19 protein-coding genes and 1 pseudogene are annotated in these 18,994 nt (G+C 41.3%); 8 read left to right on the forward strand and 12 right to left on the reverse strand.

Going from position 1 to position 18,994, the window contains the following annotated elements; all coding sequences use genetic code 11:
- Positions 1-95: 95 nt before the first annotated feature.
- Positions 96-3,332, forward strand: a complete 3,237-nt coding sequence (locus tag RMY16_RS04895) for a hybrid sensor histidine kinase/response regulator (RefSeq protein WP_322735491.1) — start codon at positions 96-98, stop codon at positions 3,330-3,332.
- A gap of 65 nt (positions 3,333-3,397) precedes the next feature.
- On the opposite strand, the gene RMY16_RS04900 is transcribed toward RMY16_RS04895, so the two are convergent.
- Both RMY16_RS04900 and RMY16_RS04905 read right to left on the reverse strand, forming a co-directional pair.
- Positions 3,398-5,320: a glycosyltransferase family 39 protein gene (locus RMY16_RS04900; protein WP_322735405.1), complete on the reverse strand. Its 1,923-nt coding sequence runs from the start codon at positions 5,318-5,320 to the stop codon at positions 3,398-3,400.
- Positions 5,321-5,570: 250 nt separating this feature from the next.
- Positions 5,571-6,203, reverse strand: coding sequence for a hypothetical protein (locus RMY16_RS04905; protein ID WP_322735406.1), 633 nt, complete (start codon positions 6,201-6,203; stop codon positions 5,571-5,573).
- Between the two features lie 719 nt (positions 6,204-6,922).
- On the opposite strand from RMY16_RS04905, the gene RMY16_RS04910 reads away from it, so the two are divergent.
- Both RMY16_RS04910 and RMY16_RS04915 read left to right on the forward strand, forming a co-directional pair.
- On the forward strand, positions 6,923-7,255 hold the full coding sequence (locus RMY16_RS04910) for a DUF565 domain-containing protein (protein WP_322735407.1): 333 nt from the start codon (positions 6,923-6,925) through the stop codon (positions 7,253-7,255).
- An 8-nt stretch (positions 7,256-7,263) separates the two neighbouring features.
- Complete coding sequence (locus RMY16_RS04915; RefSeq protein WP_322735408.1) at positions 7,264-8,271, forward strand: glycerate kinase; 1,008 nt, start codon at positions 7,264-7,266, stop codon at positions 8,269-8,271.
- 94 nt (positions 8,272-8,365) lie between these two features.
- On the opposite strand, the gene RMY16_RS04920 is transcribed toward RMY16_RS04915, so the two are convergent.
- The 3 genes from RMY16_RS04920 to RMY16_RS04930 form a co-directional block, all read right to left on the reverse strand.
- A complete protein-coding gene (locus RMY16_RS04920; protein ID WP_322663899.1) occupies positions 8,366-8,488 on the reverse strand; it encodes a hypothetical protein in 123 nt (40 codons plus the stop codon).
- A gap of 45 nt (positions 8,489-8,533) precedes the next feature.
- A complete protein-coding gene (locus RMY16_RS04925) occupies positions 8,534-9,157 on the reverse strand; it encodes a Uma2 family endonuclease (protein ID WP_322735409.1) in 624 nt (207 codons plus the stop codon).
- A 386-nt stretch (positions 9,158-9,543) separates the two neighbouring features.
- On the reverse strand, positions 9,544-11,052 hold the full coding sequence (locus tag RMY16_RS04930) for an ABC transporter permease subunit (RefSeq protein WP_322735410.1): 1,509 nt from the start codon (positions 11,050-11,052) through the stop codon (positions 9,544-9,546).
- A gap of 79 nt (positions 11,053-11,131) precedes the next feature.
- Between RMY16_RS04930 and RMY16_RS04935 the strand changes: the two genes are divergently transcribed.
- Positions 11,132-11,896 (forward strand): amino acid ABC transporter ATP-binding protein, encoded by a 765-nt coding sequence (locus RMY16_RS04935; RefSeq protein WP_322735411.1) that lies wholly within the window; start codon positions 11,132-11,134, stop codon positions 11,894-11,896.
- Positions 11,897-12,009: 113 nt separating this feature from the next.
- Here the strand turns inward: RMY16_RS04935 and RMY16_RS04940 are convergent, their stop codons facing one another.
- Both RMY16_RS04940 and lipB read right to left on the reverse strand, forming a co-directional pair.
- On the reverse strand, positions 12,010-12,210 hold the full coding sequence (locus RMY16_RS04940; RefSeq protein WP_322735412.1) for a hypothetical protein: 201 nt from the start codon (positions 12,208-12,210) through the stop codon (positions 12,010-12,012).
- A 252-nt stretch (positions 12,211-12,462) separates the two neighbouring features.
- Positions 12,463-13,188: a lipoyl(octanoyl) transferase LipB gene (lipB, locus tag RMY16_RS04945; protein WP_322735413.1), complete on the reverse strand. Its 726-nt coding sequence runs from the start codon at positions 13,186-13,188 to the stop codon at positions 12,463-12,465.
- 620 nt (positions 13,189-13,808) lie between these two features.
- On the opposite strand from lipB, the gene hpf reads away from it, so the two are divergent.
- A complete protein-coding gene (gene hpf / locus RMY16_RS04950) occupies positions 13,809-14,456 on the forward strand; it encodes a ribosome hibernation-promoting factor, HPF/YfiA family (protein ID WP_322663914.1) in 648 nt (215 codons plus the stop codon).
- A 350-nt stretch (positions 14,457-14,806) separates the two neighbouring features.
- Here hpf and hypA read toward each other — a convergent pair whose 3' ends face one another.
- A complete protein-coding gene (gene hypA / locus RMY16_RS04955; protein ID WP_322735414.1) occupies positions 14,807-15,148 on the reverse strand; it encodes a hydrogenase maturation nickel metallochaperone HypA in 342 nt (113 codons plus the stop codon).
- A 449-nt stretch (positions 15,149-15,597) separates the two neighbouring features.
- On the opposite strand from hypA, the gene RMY16_RS04960 reads away from it, so the two are divergent.
- Together RMY16_RS04960 and RMY16_RS04965 are read left to right on the forward strand one after the other, a co-directional pair.
- Positions 15,598-15,789: a hypothetical protein gene (locus RMY16_RS04960; protein ID WP_099099305.1), complete on the forward strand. Its 192-nt coding sequence runs from the start codon at positions 15,598-15,600 to the stop codon at positions 15,787-15,789.
- A 100-nt stretch (positions 15,790-15,889) separates the two neighbouring features.
- Positions 15,890-16,336, forward strand: coding sequence for a protease inhibitor I42 family protein (locus RMY16_RS04965; RefSeq protein ID WP_322735415.1), 447 nt, complete (start codon positions 15,890-15,892; stop codon positions 16,334-16,336).
- Between the two features lie 209 nt (positions 16,337-16,545).
- Here the strand turns inward: RMY16_RS04965 and RMY16_RS04970 are convergent, their stop codons facing one another.
- Together RMY16_RS04970 and RMY16_RS04975 are read right to left on the reverse strand one after the other, a co-directional pair.
- Entirely contained in the window at positions 16,546-17,403 is an 858-nt protein-coding gene (locus RMY16_RS04970) for a sulfurtransferase (protein ID WP_322735416.1), read from the reverse strand.
- 87 nt (positions 17,404-17,490) lie between these two features.
- On the reverse strand, positions 17,491-17,712 hold the full coding sequence (locus RMY16_RS04975) for a hypothetical protein (protein ID WP_322735417.1): 222 nt from the start codon (positions 17,710-17,712) through the stop codon (positions 17,491-17,493).
- Positions 17,713-18,052: 340 nt separating this feature from the next.
- Here RMY16_RS04975 and RMY16_RS04980 point away from each other — a divergent pair, with 340 nt between their 5' ends.
- Positions 18,053-18,514 carry a DUF6632 domain-containing protein gene (locus RMY16_RS04980; protein ID WP_322735418.1) on the forward strand — a complete coding sequence of 154 codons (462 nt, stop codon included), beginning with the start codon at positions 18,053-18,055 and terminating at the stop codon, positions 18,512-18,514.
- Positions 18,515-18,613: 99 nt separating this feature from the next.
- Here RMY16_RS04980 and RMY16_RS04985 read toward each other — a convergent pair.
- Together RMY16_RS04985 and RMY16_RS04990 are read right to left on the reverse strand one after the other, a co-directional pair.
- A pseudogene (locus tag RMY16_RS04985) lies at positions 18,614-18,736 on the reverse strand (PEP/pyruvate-binding domain-containing protein); the annotation flags it as partial.
- Positions 18,737-18,739: 3 nt separating this feature from the next.
- Complete coding sequence (locus tag RMY16_RS04990) at positions 18,740-18,961, reverse strand: DUF4327 family protein (RefSeq protein ID WP_322663924.1); 222 nt, start codon at positions 18,959-18,961, stop codon at positions 18,740-18,742.
- Positions 18,962-18,994: the final 33 nt, after the last annotated feature.

Here is an 18,994-nt window from a genome sequence, read left to right on the forward strand (position 1 = left end):
GTCTTCTTAAAGGATATGACTTCAGGCGAAAAGACCATCAACTGGCAGATGGAAATGCCGGAGGGTTCCACAGGAAGAATGACCCCCAAATCCTTATGTTAATGCTAGATTACCCGCTTTATGACTTTCAGGCAACCGTACCTAGCTGCCCCCAAACAAGTTCTCTGGCAGTGGTGTTGGAGATTTTTGAGCAAGAGCAGTGCGATCGCCTGGTAGTAGTAAATCAACAGCAATGTCCCATTGGATTGCTGTATTCTGCCCGTTTAATCCCAAAATTATTAGCACAAAGTGACGATAAAAATCTAAATTTACAACAATCGCTCTCTACCTGGGGTCAAGGTCTAATTGAGCCAATACAGACAATATCAGCTTCGGAGCGTGTAGAGCGATTAAGCTTGCGCTGGTGCGATTCACAAGTCGAAAAACCCCAAAAGTTAGATTGGGCGCTGATTGACTCTGGTGGTCGATATTTGGGACTGCTGGATAGTTCACGCCTGTTGCGATCGCTGGCTAAAGCACGCTTGGGTGGATTACAAAGGTCTAGTGAGCATCGTCATGAGTATGATGGTAGACCAAATGAACCCAAGTCGCTAGGACATCAGCCGCTGGTACACTTGCTAGAAAGACTGCCTTGGCCTTTGATGTTGCAAACGGGTACAGGCGAGGTGGTAGCGCGAAATCCTGCCTGGTGGCAGCAATTAGGAACCTTAAAAGATCCAGAAGGAGTTAGGCAACAGGTGGAGGCAATACTTGCCCCGAACCGCTCCGATATAGCAGAATATGTCACCCAACCAGCCATCAAGGTTCATCCCAATGGTAGGGAGAATGAGTATGGTGGTGAAGATGAACTGACTCAACCAGAAGCATCAGGTGATGCTGTATACAGCCGATGCTATTTGGATAGTCAGGTGGGTACTTGTACCTGCGTTGTTGAAGTACAAAATGGTCAAGAGCGAATCTGGCAGTTTGCCAAAATTCCCTTAGATAGTTCTGAGTTTAAAGTGATGAGTGCAGCAGAGGAGATTGCACTCAGCACTGATTTGTGGTTGGTTTTAGCTACTGATGTCACTGAACAGCAGCAGCTTTGTAAAGAACTAGCAGCGAAGAATGCCGATTTAATTCAACTAAATCGGTTAAAAGACGAATTTTTGGCTTGTATTAGTCATGAACTCAAAACTCCCCTAACTGCCGTTTTAGGATTATCGCGCTTGCTCGTGGATCAGCAGTTGGGAGAACTTAACGAGCGTCAAGCCCGTTATGCGGGACTGATTCATCAAAGCGGACGCCACCTGATGAGTGTGGTGAATGACATTCTGGATTTGACCCGGATGGAGACGGGACAAATGGATTTGACGCTGACTCCGGTGAAAATTCAGGCTGTGTGCGATCGCGCCCTCTCGGAAGCCAAAGCTATCCACACTCAAACTACCAAAGCGACATCTGCCCCGCCACCTGCAAATGCCCGTTCATCTGCTCCGCAATTCTGTCTTTCCATTGAACTAGGTTTAGATCAGATGGTGGCAGACGAATTGCGCTTACGCCAGATGCTAGTGCACCTACTTTCCAACGCCTTTAAATTCACCGAAATATCTGGCGAAATTGGGCTGCGGGTCAGTCGTTGGGAAGGATGGATTGCCTTTACCGTTTGGGATACAGGCATTGGTATTCCCGAACACCAGCAACACTTAATCTTTCAAAAATTCCAACAACTAGAAAATCCCCTTACCCGCCAATTTGAAGGCACTGGTTTGGGGCTAGTATTAACTCGCGCCTTGGCTCGCCTCCACGGAGGAGATGTCAGTTTCTTATCGCGTGAAGGTAAAGGTAGCCAGTTTACCCTACTTCTGCCGCCCAGTCCCCCGAAAACAGGCTTTTCGGAACCAGATATGGGAATCAGAGAAGACGAGGAGACACGATATCAACCGACACGGGAAAACTCCGCAGCCGCTCGTCAGCAAGTTAGTACGCCCATACAGCATCATCTTGCGAGTTCACAACGATTGGTCTTGGTAGTCGAGGCAGTAGCCCGATATATTGAAGACTTGACCGAACAACTCAAAGGTTTAGGATATCGGGTAGTGATTGCGCGATCGGGGACAGAAGCAGTCGAAAAAGCGCGACGCTTGCAACCAATAGCGATATTTTTAAATCCGTTGCTACCCCTGCTTTCAGGTTGGGATGTGCTGACTTTACTAAAATCTGACACTGCAACCCGTCATATATCTGTAATTGTCACGGCCACAGGAGCCGAAAAGGAGCAAGCATTTGCTAACCGAGCCGATGGTTTCTTAAGTTTGCCAGTAGAGCATCAGGTCTTAGCACCAGTTCTAGAAAAATTATGTACTGCACAAGCAATTGGGCAGATAGGATTAAATAATAGTGCAATTATCCCAACTAAAACCCCACTGCGAATTCTCAGGTTGGTGAATCCCCAGTTAGAATCGGTCAATCCCCACCCCTCACTTCGAGAACATCGGGTGATTGAAGTAGATGACCTAGATCAGGCAGAACTTTTGGCACGGGTATGGCAGTTTGATGTCATTTTGCTAGATGTCGAAAGTACCACCGCCCAAATTTATTTGCAACAACTAATTGGACATCCACGTTTGGCAGCTATACCACTGGTGACTTGCGATGTTGCAACTACCTTAATCGCCTCTAAAATACCAGGGTTATCTGTATTTCCTTACTTAACACCATTTGCGAAAGACAACAGCAGTCGCACCGAAAAAACAGATGCTTTACTATCAGTACTAGAAATTGCTTCTGGTATTTGCTGCCCTCCCAACATCTTAGTAGTGGATCTAACAATGCTGCGGGATTTTCCCCAGGTAAGACGTAAGCCAGCTAAGGGTTATCGGACAGAAAAAAATTGCTCAATTAGTAGTGAAACTGCTGAACGTGGTTCTGAGTGGTTCCAAGCTTTAATTCAATACCTGCAAACAGCAGGCTTCAAAGCGGCGATGAGTCCTTGTTGGGCAGAAGTGTTGCAACAAATTCGCCACGAAAGCGTTGACTTACTGCTAATTTGTTTAGGAGAAACCTCTATCCACAAAGATGTACTCAAAGCACTGAAAACATTGGGAGATTCGCCTTTAAAGTTACCACCAATTTTGGTACTAAATCAGCGATTAAATCTCTCAGAAACCAGTTTCCAGGATGGAATAGCTTATAAGGGAATTAACAAGCAGAAAAAGAATGGTTTGGAATCGATAGAAACTGTTGTTGGTGCGATCGCTACCCAAATATTACCGCGATCAATATCAATGGAAGACCTATTAAGCCAGATCAATCAAGCTTTAGCTGTCAATGGTTACAATAACAAATGTTAACGGGGTCATTAGTTATTGGTCATTAGTTATTCTCAAAGGACAAATGACTAATGACCAATGACAATTTATGATATGTCTATTTTTTCTTTTTTCATTTTCTTAAAAGGAACTCGAACCAAGTTATAAGCACCCTTGGTCGATAAATTCTTGTAATCATCTGGCTGTAAGTCCATTTTCAAAAACTTTTTCTGTTCGGCCAACAGCAGCACTGAAGAAGGTTTTAGTCCTTTAGCAGCCTTGTTTTTAATATGCTCTACAGCCTCTTGGGGAAATTTTAAATAATTTACGTGGATGTGGCTGTAAAATACCACACTAGGCTTTTTGAAGCCAAGCATGATCAATTCTTCGTTTGGTTGTTTTGCTTCTAAAATGACCGCAGACAATTCCCTTAAGGGTAATTGACGTTCCCGATCGATAAAGAACGAAGCAGGCGTTAAGACAAAAATTACAAACGCCACAAACCCGATTAAATTAATACTCATAATGTAGTTCCAGCGGCGGCTCAATAATAAACCCGCAACCAAAACAGCAGAAACTAGCCAAATTATACCCGCGATTACTGGTAAACCAGATTGTTCAATTAGTTCGTGAAAGTTACTTATCGCTGGATCGGTACCTAATATATGGGTAATGTTGAGTAGTGCTGTTGCCAAAACTGATAAAAATACTACATTCACCCAACCACTTATTCGCAGCAAAGACGCAAAGATGGGGGGAGTGGGAGAGGGGGAAACAGGAATTGTTTGCCGTGTCTCTGTATCCGAAAAAAGGTCGCTCCACAACAAGGCTACGAGGATTGCTGCTGCTGGCATTAAAGGCAATACGTAGCTAGGGAGTTTAGTAACAGCAATGCTAAAAAAGCCAAAGATGCTAGCAAACCAGAACCAGGCAAATAAACCAAATTGCTGAAAACGTTCAAGGGATCGCCAATGCGATCGCTGCCAAAATTTTAGTCTGATTATAGAAGCTGGTAAATACACTGAGTATGGTGCAAAACCCAACAGCACGATTACAAAGTAAAAATACCAAGGTGCTGAGTGACCATTAACTACTTCTGTAAAGCGTTCCAGGTTGTGATAACCAAAAAAGGAGTTAATGTAATTCCAGCCATTGCGCCAAATTACTAAAGCATACCAGGGCACTGACAAAGCGAGAATTATCAGTGTACCTACAAGAAGGTGCATTTCTCGCAACACCTCTCGCACTTTACCCACGTAAAGTAAAAAAGCAGCAACAATTAGCCCCGGCAAAACAATTCCCACTGGCCCTTTTGTCAAAATTGCGCCAGCAATCAGTACATAAAAAGCTAAGTACCACTTATTAGGGAATAGGGCATGGGACATTGGGGATTGGACATTAGTGATTAATTCTGCTCCCCTGCTCTCCTGCTCTTCTGCTCTTCTGCTCCCTTCCTTCCCTGCGTACCCTAGAAAAAAACAGAACAAAGCCGATGCTATACATCCGGTGAGCAGCATATCAGAGACACCCGTTCTCGCCCAAATAATAGTTTCGGGATTGAGCGCCATCAGTGCTGCTGCTATAAAAGATGTTTTGTAGCGACGAGTAGGACGTGAAACTTGCTCTAATTCCTCTTGTTTAAGCAGATACCACTGGATAGTGTAAAAACCTAAACAAACTAAGCCGAATGCTGCGATCGCGGAAGGAAGGCGTACTGCCCATTCATTCACGCCAATCAGATGATATGCGATCGCCTGACACCAGTAAATTAAAGCAGGTTTATCGAAACGAGTGTCACCATTGAAAAATGGGGTAATCCAATCACCTGTGACGAACATTTGGCGGGAAGCTTCGGCAAAGAGCGGCTCTGTCTCATCAATCAAACCAATATTGCCCAAATTCCACCCAAAAGCTATCCAGCCAATCAATATCAACCACAAAATCGACACAGTTACACCAAGGGCTGGATTCTTTACTATTTTGTTGAACCACTGATCAACAGTGTGCTTAACACTCAATTTCATGCTCATTAGTCAATAGTCAACAATCACTACTCAATAGTCGTTGATTATCTATCTTTTGTTCTTTGGAGTTTTGAATTCAACAATATTACACTTTTTCCTGTTCAGTAACGCCAGTTGTTCTAAGTCGCCAAAGAAACTTCTCCAATACGCTAGTACAGCACGGCGGAAATAAACATACCCTTCGGGTTCACCAGTCGCCTGCGGAGGGAAACCCTCCCGCAGCGCTGGTTCACCATTTCAAATTACTAAATATTGACTATGGACTCAGTACTAGTTGCCATTCTCTGTTTTGGGCATTCCATTTAGGTAATTGAGTTTCGCCGACAATATAGGGGCCCCAGTAACGACGGGAACCATCTTGTGCGAAAGCAACTAAAATATCTCCCTTCTCCAGTTTTAAATTATTCTGAGGTAGAGATAAAATCAGCCCTTTTTCACTACCTTCTTGGGGAGCAAAATCCCAATGTGCCGGTACATCATAGTTAGCCTGCTTAGTCCCAGAGCCTTTTGCGAGCGACTGTCGCGCCAGTAGAGCCAACCGTACAGGCTGATTTGTTTGATTGCTCATTCGCAAAGTTCCTTGATCCTTACTTTTACTAGCTGATTTATCACGCTCTGCCAAGACAGGATAAGTATTCTCTTCAATATTATTATGTTCTACTTGATTGGTTGAGGTAGTTGCTGTTGATAGACTAGCAGAAACACCCTTTTCAGGTAAAACGGGTGTAGAGGAAGCCGTCTCCCACTGAGTAGTTTCAGTCGGCGGTTGTGAAGATGTATCTGGTGTGGACTCAAGGGATACGCTTACTCCAAAGCATCCCACCAGAGCAGCAAGCAGTCCCAAGCAAAAAACTGTAATACCGAGGTTACGATATACTGAGGATTTCATATTGATAGTTATTAGAAATAAATATTTTGTTTAGGCTTGACCAAATAGTAGCCTATTATCCCAAAAGGGAATCATAGAAAGTAGTCTGATATAGACTTTCCTAAAATGAATGATACTAATGTATTGTATGTATCATTCTGATTAGACAATATTCGGAGGAAATAATTTCCTGGATATTTGACAAAAAAGGGGTAAAGATACCCATTGCTTTGTGTCTTGACCGTAGGCTTGCATAAAAACAAGAAAATTAGATACCGAGCCAGCCAATTCATTTGTATAAATAAAAATAAAACTTTCGTGAAACCACTAGTACAGTTAGGCAGAATAAACCTACCGTTTTATTACAGCCAAAAAGCCTAAAATCACAGTCTTTTGACTTTTGACTTCCTCGAACGCGAATTTATGTTGAGCAAAGTCGAAACACAGAGTCTCCAAGAGTTGGGGCGGACTTCCGCTTTGCGGTACTAGCGATCCTAACAAGGCATTTTTTGCCAAACCCTTAGATAAATTTAAGATGCATATTTCATCTTGCGTTAGAATAAGCACCCTTTTAAGGGACTAAACTTCCCTAAAGATGATATGATGTGCAAATTTGAATCAACGCTGGAAGCCCAGCAGATATTTATAATATTAACAAACAAGCTGAGGCTAAAACCAATATCCTCTTTTGAATATAGGATTTTTCAAGATATCTTGACTTTTCGCCAGAAGTCTATGTGATGCAAAACACTCGTCTCAATAACTTATTCGATGCCATTGCTACACGCTTAGGGCAATGGTTTTTTAATCCTTGGCGGCGGCTATCGTTGCTGATCATTAGTTTTTTGTTAGGTTTTTTTCTGGCAAACGTAGCTTCCACTACAGCCGGTCAACGAGCAGAATTAGACATTCTGGTAGCTGCTTTTTTAGTGATGTTGACGGAAATTACCAGTAGGATATTTTATCATCGCAGCTTTTTGTCAAGGCGATCGCTCTTAGTAGATTCATTAAATCTCCTCAAAGTTGGTTTCATCTACGGACTGTTTCTCGAAGCCTTTAAGCTGGGATCGTAGGGTGGGAGATGAAGGAGATAAAGAAGCAGTCAGCAAGAGAAGCGGCGTTAGCAGATGCATTGAGGGCAAAAGCTTTTGGAATCACGCTGGAAAATGTTGATGAAATGATCGAAAGGCGATCGCATTTACTAAAATCTGTTTTCCCAGCTTTTAGCGAATTCTGTCAAGCTACTCTCCAAGTACTACCCCAGGAAATGTTACAGGTATTGTGGGACTTGTGGCTGCCTTTGGGGATCAAACTAGCATCGCAACGCCAACAGTTGGGACGCCCCCTGATTCAAGGAATATTGGGAGGACAAGGCACTGGTAAAACCACAATGTCCAAAATTCTCATTTTGATTCTCGATCATTTGGGATACAGGACTGTGAGTTTATCTTTGGATGACTTATATAAAACTTACAGCGATCGCTTGCTTTTAACACAGCAAGATCCCCGCTTAATTTGGCGCGGCCCACCAGGAACCCACGATATAGACTTAGGTTTAAATGTACTAGATCAAATTCGCCAGTTGCAAAGCCCAGTGATGCTTCCACGCTTTGATAAATCAGCTTTTGCAGGTGCTGGCGATCGCACTACTTCCCAAATGGTGACGGATGTAGATATTGTACTATTTGAAGGTTGGTTTGTGGGTGTACGACCAATTAACGCAGATGTATTTGATACTGCACCGCCGCCAATTGTTACAGATGAAGATAAGGCATTTGCCCGCGATCTGAATCTTCGCCTCCATGCTTATCTACCACTGTGGGAGCGATTAGACAATTTAATTTTGCTCTATCCAACCGATTATCGCTGTTCTTTGGAGTGGCGCAAACAAGCGGAACAGCAAATGATCGCTGCGGGTAAATCGGGGATGAGCAATGCAGAGATAGAACAATTTGTCAATTATTTTTGGCGATCGCTTCACCCGGAATTATTTATCACGCCGTTGGTAAAAGATGCGACAGTGGTTGATATGGTGATTGAGATTAATGGCGATCGTAGCTTTGGTGCAGTGTATTGCGATCGGGCTTAGGGCGTTAGTTCTCAAGCAAATTAGCTAAAAACACTATAATTTGCTTAAAGCGTGATTTATCCTACTCTTTAGACCAAAAATTCCAGAGGTATCGTTAAAGTGCTTGTAGCACAATGCTAGCTTTTTGGGTGTCATAGCAATTAGCAAAGATAAATTTGCTCGCTACTTGTTCTATTTCATGGTTACTTGCTTCCCATTCATCCCAAGGTAGTCTCATACTAATTCGTAATTAGACAAGTTGTAAGAAGCTATCTCGATAATTTTAACTACTTGGGAAACCTCCAGCTTGAAAAATCTGTTCGGCGGTTAAATTCAATTCTGTAAAAGTAGGCGAAATGATGCGATCTGTACTTCTAAATTGAGTAACTTGGTATTCACCATCGATTAATTGATAAATAGACATAGTAGGCTGTTTGGGGTTGCCAGTAAACTTTTTAGCGCCTAAACCCAGATAATCTACAACCCAGTATTCAGGAATTCCAATAACCTCATACTTACCTTGTTTTGTGTAGTAGTCATCATCCCAATTGGTACTAACTACCTCAACTACTAAGGGAATTGATGCCGGATATGATACAGTTGATTCTTTTTTCCATAGCGGCTCATTCACTAAATTAGGACGATTTAATATCAACACATCTGGAGAGTAAGCTGATACTGAATTAAAAGGTTTTATCAGCGCAGTTTTGGGAATTGTATAAGGTAAATTTAATCGGTCAAATTCTACTGTTAGTTTTCTAGCTATAAAACCAACAACATCTTCATGTTCACCAGTTGGTTGAGGCATTTCAACAATCGCACCATTATGTAATTCGTATCTCCCACCTTCGGGCCGCCACGCTGCAAAATCTTCAAAGCTTACTAGTTTGGGTATGGCTTGAGTCATAAATTGTTACCTTGGCTTGTATATTGCCTTAATCACCAATGCTTTTAAAGTAGTTATAAAATGAGTCATTGTAATATTTTTTAAAGCCAAACAGACGATGAATTTCTTCTAAAGATAAATTACGAACATTGAGAATTGTCATATATTTTTGCTTGATGAAAATAAAAAATATTTATCTTGGAAATCTAATGTTACAACGTCGTGAAATTTATCTTTTGCTGACATAACATATTTGTTTGCTCTGTAGAGCATTCTATCTATATATTATCTCCCTTCTCAAGCCGGAGGACTTAATATACCAAATTAGTTAACCGAGTAATGCACCATCTTCATCTCATCTGTTCAGGTGCGTTAACCTGCGGCGTAACACACTCTACTGAAAATTATTATGTCTCGTATTTCTTTTGGCGTTTAACCGGATTCATCCACGCTTCTAAGCTACTAAACACCTGTGAAGAAAGTAACGTCAAACATAAATAAACCACCGCTACACCCGCGTATATCTCAAAAGCGCGATAGTTATCAGCGACAATTAACTGTCCCTTGCGGAACAATTCTTCAAATCCAATCACTGCAACTAAGCTAGTATCTTTTAACAAACTGATAAACTCATTACCTAAAGGTGGAATCATCCGCCGGAAAGCTTGGGGAAAAATTACATACCTCATGGTTTGCACAGAACTCAAACCTAATGATTGTGCTGCTTCTGCTTGTCCTGTTTCAATCGATTGAATCCCAGCACGGACAACTTCGGCAATATATGCAGCACTATTCAAACTTAAAGCAATTACTCCAGCAGTGAGACGATCAAAAGAAAATGTCAAACCAAATTCTTGTAAAATTGCTGGTAAACCGAAGTAAATCATAAAAATTTGCACCAGCAAAGGCGTTCCCCGAAAAAAATCTACATACGCCCTCGCCAACCAACGCACAGGTGCAATATGAGAAAGGCGAACAATACCAATTAAGGAACCGCCAATTAAACCAAATACTACAGAAAGTATCGTCAATTGCAACGTTATCAATGCACCTTGCAATAGACTTGGAAAAGCCTGCAATACCACGCTAATTGAAGTTAATATTGTAGGTGCGCTAGCGTTAGTTTGATTCTCAAATGGTGATTTAGCTGGTAGTGATGGTGGCTCAACTTTAAACCATTTCTGGTATATTTGGGAATAAGTGCCATTTTTCAGCACCCTATCCAAGCCATCATTTATCAATGTCAAATTTGGCGAGTTTTTAGCTGTAGCAATTCCATAAAACTCCTCCGTCAGCAATTTCTGTACTACTTTAATTCCCTGAAGATTGCCTGTATTAATTGCATATAAAGTTACAGGTGCATCATTAATTACCGCATCTACATTACTGTTGAGCAATTCTTGCAAAGCTACCGGCGCAGAATCAAAGCTGCGAATTTGCACCCCAGGAATACTTTTAGCCTTTGCAGCCCCGGTTGTACCAATTTGTACAGCAATTTTTTTATTTTTGAGACTGTCAAAACCAGTAATATCTTGATTGTCTGCGCGAATTGCGATCGCTAACCCAGCCTTAAAATAAGGGCGGGAAAAAGAAATTGTTTTCGCCCTCTCCTCAGTAATCGTAATCGAACTAATGGCCGCATCTACGGTTTTGGCTTGCAAAGCTGGGATAATGCCATCAAAAGGCAGACTTTGAAAATCAACTTTAAAGTTAGCAGAAGAAGCAATCGCATTCATCAAATCAATGGAAAACCCTTGCAACTCGCCACCTTTTCCTTGAAACTCAAAAGGTGGAAATGCTGGTTCCGTAGCAACCCGCAAAGTTTTCCCCACGCTAGAGTTCACAGCACAGCCAGCCAGTAACAAACAGCTAAAACCTACAACCACACACCAGCGCCCAAAACCAAATTTAACCATATTATTTTCTCTCCCTCTCTGCGCCTCTGCGGTTCGTTAAAAACCTTACAATCAACTGTAGAGCAGCTTGATATAAGTAATGAACAATACCATCCCCGCCATTCTTTTTGACAATATCGAAAAAAACTTTGGTTCCCTCAAAGTCCTCAAAGGAATCACCGGCGAAATCAACCGAGGAGAAGTCGTTGCAGTTATCGGTTCCTCCGGCTGTGGTAAAAGTACACTACTACGCTGCTTTAATCGGTTAGAAACCATTGACAAAGGGCGTTTAATAATCAACGGTATCAACTTATCCCGACCCACTGTCAAATATAACCAACTGCGGGAACTACGGACACAAGTAGGTATGGTTTTTCAACAGTTCAACTTGTTTCCCCATCTCAGCGTTCTAGAAAATATGACACTTGCACCGCGTAAAGTCTTGGGTAAAACACCGAAAGAAAGCGCCCAACTAGCGAGATTATATTTAGAAAAAGTTGGCTTATCTGACAAAGCCTCTGCTTATCCCGAACAACTTTCTGGCGGACAAAAGCAACGAGTAGCGATCGCTCGTAGTTTATGTATGAATCCCCAAATCATGCTATTTGACGAACCCACCAGCGCCCTAGATCCTGAACTTGTCGGTGAAGTTCTGCAAGTCATGCAACAATTAGCCACAGAAGGGATGACAATGGTAGTTGTCACCCATGAAATGCAGTTTGCCAAAGAAGTAGCCCATCAGGTGATATTTTTAGACAAAGGTATTGTGACAGAACAAGGCCCAGCCTATGAAGTGCTGACCAATCCCCAAAGCGATCGCCTACGTATTTTCCTAAGTCGCCTTCAAATAATTCGTAATTCGTAATTCGTAATTCGTAATTAAAGACTTCCTTGAAACTCCTTACTCACTACTTCCCACTCAGCACTCAGCACTCAGCACTCACTACTTCCCACTCAGCACTCAGCACTCAGCACTAATTAAAGATATTCGCGCAAGAAATCAAAGGGATCATCCTCCCAACAAGGTTCAGGTATTAGCCAAAATAAACTACCGCTGATGTCGGCTTCAATTTCATCACCGTCGTCTCTATCAAATAGTTCTATCAAAGCTGTCCAATCACGTTCTCTGAGAAATGTTATCGATGGGGCATATATCTGGAGATTATTTGAGTAATTCACGCGCAAAGTTGTGCTTAAAAGCGGTAAAAAGTTAGTATAAAAATTTAGAAATAATCAGAGTTTAGCTTTGACAACCGCAGTCATACCAATTCAAAATTTAAAAAGTCTGATTTAATTTGGTTTCTCAGGCTTGTATCTATTACATTCTTTTTTCAAATGGGTATTAAATAGTTATTTTGATAGTATTAAATATGGACTACTCTCATAAGTGTCTCACAATTTAAATAGGACTGCTATAGTATTTATTACATATTACAAGCTGAATTTACTCAGACCAGAAAAATCTTGAGGCTGAGATTCTACTAATTCCACGCCAAAGACTTCCGCAAAATATTGTGCTACATAAAAACGCACTTCTTGGCAGGTGATACCTGGAATCCATTCGGCTAAACTGCCTACAGGTTTGTCAGAAATACCGCAGGGTACAATGCGCTCAAACCCTGTCATGTCTGGACAAACATTTAATGCAAAGCCGTGCATAGTAATCCAACGGCTGACTTTAATACCAATAGCTGCAACTTTTCGCCCTTGCAACCAAACGCCAGTAAAAGCCGGAATTCTTTCTCCTTGCAATCCATAAACTGCCAATACACGAATTATTACTTCTTCGAGCTGCCGTAAGTACCAATGGAGGTCTTTACGATAACGTTGCAGATTTAAAATTGGATATCCCACAAGTTGACCGGGACAATGGTAAGTAACCTCGCCGCCTCGTTCAACTCGATGCACATCATACTGACTGTTTACCCTGAGCGCAGCCGAAGGGTCAATATCAAATTTGAGAAAGTCTGAGTTGCTTCCTTGTCCCAAAGTGTAGACAGCAGGATGTTCTAGCAAAATTAACACATCATCTAGATTTGGGTCATGAATGCGCTCAGTGACGAGCGATCGCTGCCATCCATGAGCTTCCAAGTAAGGCATTATTCCTTGATTATACAGCAAACAAATGTTTTTTTGTGGTTCAGTACTATGGATCATGCCAAAATTCAACCGTATAAAGAACTAAATATATTTCAAGTTACAGGATTAGAATCAACAATTGTCAAGCTTTGCAAAGGATTTTAAAGGAAAGTCAAGGGAAGATGCATTAGAAAATACAAAGTGCTAGCTTGAATATATAACCTCAATAGGTTTTAGGAGGAATTCTCTGCAATAAGCATTATGCCAAGACAATAAGGACGAATGTACTGGCTGATGACTTTAATACAATTGTTTGCATTTCAAACAGAATCAAACTTCCACAAAGCCTTGTATTCTTGAACAACAGCAAGCAAACCTCAATCGAACACAGAAGGAGCAACTATCAACAGTTCTGTAAGCATTCCTTTAAAAGAAAAGGTAGTCATAAAAGCTACAATTAGATTTCCTCACTCAAGAGTGCTAATTGGATATACAATTAGACATCAGCGCAGAGATGAGGAGGTAAACCAAGGGTATACTTGACAATTCCTCAGATAGAGTAAGCTGAGAGACAGCTTAACAGCAGTAGATACAATATAGTTCACAATTTGTTTTGGCGGGAGTAATAAACCTTACCGCAATTTCTTTTCATACAAAGCAAATTCACACATCCAAAATATTCAGCGGGAGAGTATTAAATGAAGCTTGTCATCCACGGCAAAAATATTGAAATCACCGATGCGATTCGTGAGTATGTACATCAAAAAATTGAAAAAGCAGTTAGTCACTTTCAAAGCATTACAAATGAAGTGGATGTGCATCTTAGCGTCGCCCGGAATCCCCGAATTAATCCAAGACAAGCGGCTGAAGTAACTATTTATGCTAATGGTAGCGTTATTCGTGCCGAAGAAAGCAGCGAGAGCCTATATGCCAGCATTGACTTAGTTGCAGATAAAATTGCCCGTCAACTGCGGAAATATAAAGAACGGCGTCAAGACCACAAAACTCATGCTCAACCAACAGAAGTTGTTATTCCAGAGTCGATAGTAACAGATTTAATTGGCGATCGCACCGCCGAATTGCCCAACGAAGTCGTCCGCACCAAATATTTTTCTATGCCGCCGATGACCGTTGCAGAAGCCCTAGAACAACTGCAACTCGTGGGACACGACTTTTATATGTTCCACAATTCTGAAACTGGAGAGATTAATGTAATTTACGAACGTAACCACGGTGGTTATGGTGTTATCCATCCCCGCAATGGTAACGCACAGAATAACGGCAAAAATGGCAAGGCAAGCCACACTAATATAGTCATGCCGGAAAAGTCGCATTCGAGTAAATAGGGACTGGGGAATAGGGAGTAGGGCGAATAGGGAGATGAGCCAGACAAGGGGAGCAGGGGAGAAGTTGCAATAAGTCTTTCTTCTTTGCACCTCTACCTCTTCCAATGCCCATTCCCATATTGTCGTCCAGTTATCGCAGCAAATTCATCCATGACTTTCTGGCTGATATCTGCATAAGCTAGATAATAAGGATTGACAGTTTATTTCCCTTGGAAGTAGACATCAGAGTTTTGTGTTGTACCGTGCAAAACAGAGAGGGCTTGCGCGGCAATATGAAACTACACAGTTGATTTTATCTGCCTGATGTATTGCAAGTTGATTGGTAACTTCAGTAATATTCAGGCGATAAATTAAGAAACTTCTAGAAAAGCTAGTTCAAACTCGTTGCCTTGATGCACTTCACAATAAGCTTGGTGACACTCTGGACATTCATTCAGTTTGTTAGTCGGGTGAAATTCAATGTTGCAATTCGAGCAATAACAAACAGCAGGAACATTCTCGACTTGTAGTTTGGCATCTTCCGCTATTGTTCCTTTTTTGGCAACATCAAAGGCAGACTCCAAAGAATCTGGTACTACATCAGATGCCTCACCTACTCGCATTTGTACTAAACGAATGTGTTGAGCGCCATCGTCTTTAGCTCGCTTGACAGCAGCATCAAGAATATTTTGCATCATGCCAACTTCATGCATAATTCTTTCCTCGCAGTTTTGATTAAGTGGTTTATTTTATCGATTGCTATCTCTATTCCTTGTTTAGCAAGAGGTTATAGATTCTCAACGCAACTCATTACCGTAACTAATTGCGATGCCTACGGCGGCCGTTTGCGTAGCGTCTCGTAGAGAAGCCATCGCCTCCGGTAGAATATAGCCCATCGCATTACAATTCATACTTTTTAGTTATCCAACCCTATTTTTAAGTTAGATAAAAAACTTGAGGAACTTGTGAGGAAATATTTAAATTAAACAGTTTTTTCATCTCTTAAAAATAAATTCTCAAAATTGAGTATTCAAAATAGGTTAAACTGCGTGTATAAGCTGGCAGAATATTAGTACCACTCGACAATAAATTTTAATACATCCTTTAAGAACAAGTGGGTTTTGTCAGCATATACTCAGATGAAGTTAAGGAGGTAATTATCATGCAAAAAGAATATATGGAAATTTTAGAATCATTAATTAATAAATTGACATTATCCGCAATATTAGAAATGTTAGAGCGAATATGTCACAAAAAAGCGGAAAATTTGAGAACTCATTGGCAAGATGAAACTTCAGCAAAGCTTTGGGATAAAGCCGCTAGACAGATAGAACAGATAAATGTTGATGTTTGATTGAAGAATTCAGGAATCAGAATCAATGGGTAGATGATTCAGAGCCGCCACGCATTGTCAATGAATTTTATGATCTTTTTGGTGCTGAATAATGTTCTTTATGTTGATGCCAATAACTTTGGTTACGCTTTTAGAACTTAATCAAGGGTTTATAAGTTATCTCAATACTCCAACCGTCGTTGGGGTAGTAGATCGCCACAAATGTATTAAAAAGAAGAAAGTGTCACCGCTTACCATTACCCAGGCAGACCAAGGTAAAACTTTTAGAGTTCGCAGTGGCAGTGTAATTGTACTCAATCTAGCAGAAAATCCAAGCACGGGATACACATGGGAGATCGAAAAAATTGATCCCTATGCGATCAAACTTCAGAATTCAACCTTTTCTAGCAGCCCAACAGATGGGCTCGTAGGTGTTGGTGGAAAACGGATATTTACCTTCAAAACCAAAGCTAGAGGGGTAGCTAGATTACAACTCAAGGAATGGCGATCTTGGGAAGGCGATCGCTCGATTGTCCAGCGATTTGATGTTACCCTCCAAATAAAATAGTAGTAGTCTGTTAAGATCATCTCCCGTGATTTTCCCGGAGGGTGGGTTATGGCAAACTTCAGCAGCTTTAAATAATACTAGTTTAGTAATACTGTTTAACGATCGCACTCAAGTTAAAGTGTATTTGCACTGTTGCGACGCAAGAATTTTACTCACAGCCTCAACCCAATCTACCATTATTCGGAAGCCAAGGGTATTGCTTTATCCGCTCATTGCATGACTCTGCTATCAATTGGTAGTGAAAAATCACGGGACCATTCATTCCAAGAGCCAAAATAATTTCTAGCAGAAATTCCTGCTTCTTCAAGAGCTATTAATGTATTCGCAGCCCTTGAACCCTTAAAGCAGTAAATGTACACAATAGACTCAGAAGTAATACCTACTGACTGACAAATTTCTCGGATTTCATCTGGCGATCGGAACGTGGGAATTTCCGATTCAGAATTCATTAGATGATGCCATTCTAACCATACAGCGTTAGGAATTCTACCTTTGCGAGGACAAAAATCAGGATGGTAAGGAGAAGAACTCAACCCAAGCCATTCGTTGCGATCGCGCACATCTAATTTAATAATTGCTGGATTTTCAATTGCTTGTAACATCTCGCTGGTAGTCACCATTATGTCAGCGTTGGGATGTAATCTAAATATGCTGCTTTCACGGTTCGGTACTTCATCGGTAGTAAGTAATCCTGTCTTGAGCCATGCTTTATATCCTCCGTGTAAAATAGATACCTGAGCGCAACCCAAATATTTCAGTAAGAAAGCTGCTCGACAAGATTGACCGTAACCTTTATTTAAAGCATTTTCATAAACAATTAACTGTTCTGTACCAGATATTCCTACCCTGCTCATGATTTCTGCAAAATACTCTTGCAATTCCTTTAATCCTGCTGGGGAAGAATTCTCTAAAAGATAGGTGAAAAAATCTCTAATATTTATGGATTGAGGAATATGAGAGATACCATAATCTTCTGGACTTCGCGTATCAATAATGACAGTTTTTAATGAGTTTTCTGCTAACAGTGACGTGAGTTCTTGAGGATAAATGAGGAGTTTTGTATTCACGCTTTCATGCTTCTGCTATTGTACCATTAGGCATTATCACCCTTGGTAGATTTGCATTTTGAAATGCAAATTACAGAATAATGAATGTTAAATGTTATAAGAGAGCTTTTGGAGGTGCTTAACTGTCATGCGATCGCGTTTTATCCACCATAAGCAGAACACACCTAAGCCGAAGAAAAAGATCATCGAGTTGAGAATATTGCCTATCACTGGTAAGCTTGTCGGCGTTGCATAAATGCTGCAACGCCGCCGAATTAAAAAAGCGATCGCTAGCAATGCACCAATACTCAACACAACTTTGGGAAACATTTGCCTCACTTAGTGCTTGTTGAACCACACCTAATACGTTTCGGATAAGCACTTTTCATATCCGTTGTGGTTTGGGAAAAGGGGAAAGAGTAAGGGGTAAAGGTTTGAATGAATTCACCTTTTTCCCTTTTCCTAAACCGTATTGGAACCACACCCATCGTATGGGCGCAAGGCCTTGCGCCCCTTATGCCCAAACCAGACCCCGCCTTCCTCTTTTCCCGACTTTTGCAAAAAGTCTATGATTCACCGTCAATGATGCATATTGCTTTGCAAATGATGCAGTGTTGGATCAACTTTAAAACACGAGGAACATCAAGATTTTTAACACTCCTAAGTTGAAGTGTCACTAGCAAGAATATTATTACAACTAGGTATTCCATTAGTAGAAACTACCCTGAAAAAATACTGTGAGGTTGGAGTAATGGATGAGCAGCATCGGTACTTGCAAATTGTCCTTGTTGTTGTTGGAATTGCTTTTCTCCTGGTCTATCCTTTGATGAAGATATGGCCATCGGGTTGGTCATGGCAACCAGGTCAATACGAATATGAACAGATGATCGTTGGTGTTTATGCGACGCTCGGTGTCTTTTTACTATGGGCTTCTCGAAAACCAGAAGCGCATCTCAGTTTAATCTGGTTCACCGTCTGGTCGAGTTTTGTTCACGGGCTGATCATGGCGATACACGCAGTGATTGACCCTGTGGAACGTGGACACCTCCTCGGGGATGTTCCAGCATTGATTTTAGTAGCAATTGTCCTTGGTTTTCTTGCATCACACGAAGTAGCGCCAGTGCGTGAGTGAGCGCAGCATAACGAATCAAATGCAGCGGATAGAGGAAAATTCCTAAGGCCACCATCACGCGGTTAAAATCAACCGCAGACTTCAAATCAGCTTCTAAATCACATCTTCAACATCTAAGTCTGCAACAATCTGTCTTAGCTGCGGTTCTATTCCTGCTGCTTGCATAAAATAGCGGTAGGCTTTAGCCGTAGTAGCAAATCTCGTAGGAACTTTCACGCCTTTGTTTCAATCTTCAATCCAGTCTTCACGACCTAACAGATCGATAATCTTATCTCTGAGTAAAAAGTCGTTTTCTTCTAGCACAAGCTCAACACAAATCCAATCTCGACCAGGAATGTACTGACACAAAGCATAAATTGGCTGGTTACGTCTTACAAGTCCTTTGTAAATAAGTTGGCGCGCTTCTTCTTTAATAACTTCTAGGTCATATTTGACAGCAGTATCCATAACTCTTCTCCCAGCTATTTAAGTTCTGCAAAA

This window comes from Nostoc sp. DedQUE12b (assembly GCF_034530835.1).
Classification (GTDB): Bacteria; Cyanobacteriota; Cyanobacteriia; order Cyanobacteriales; family Nostocaceae; genus Nostoc.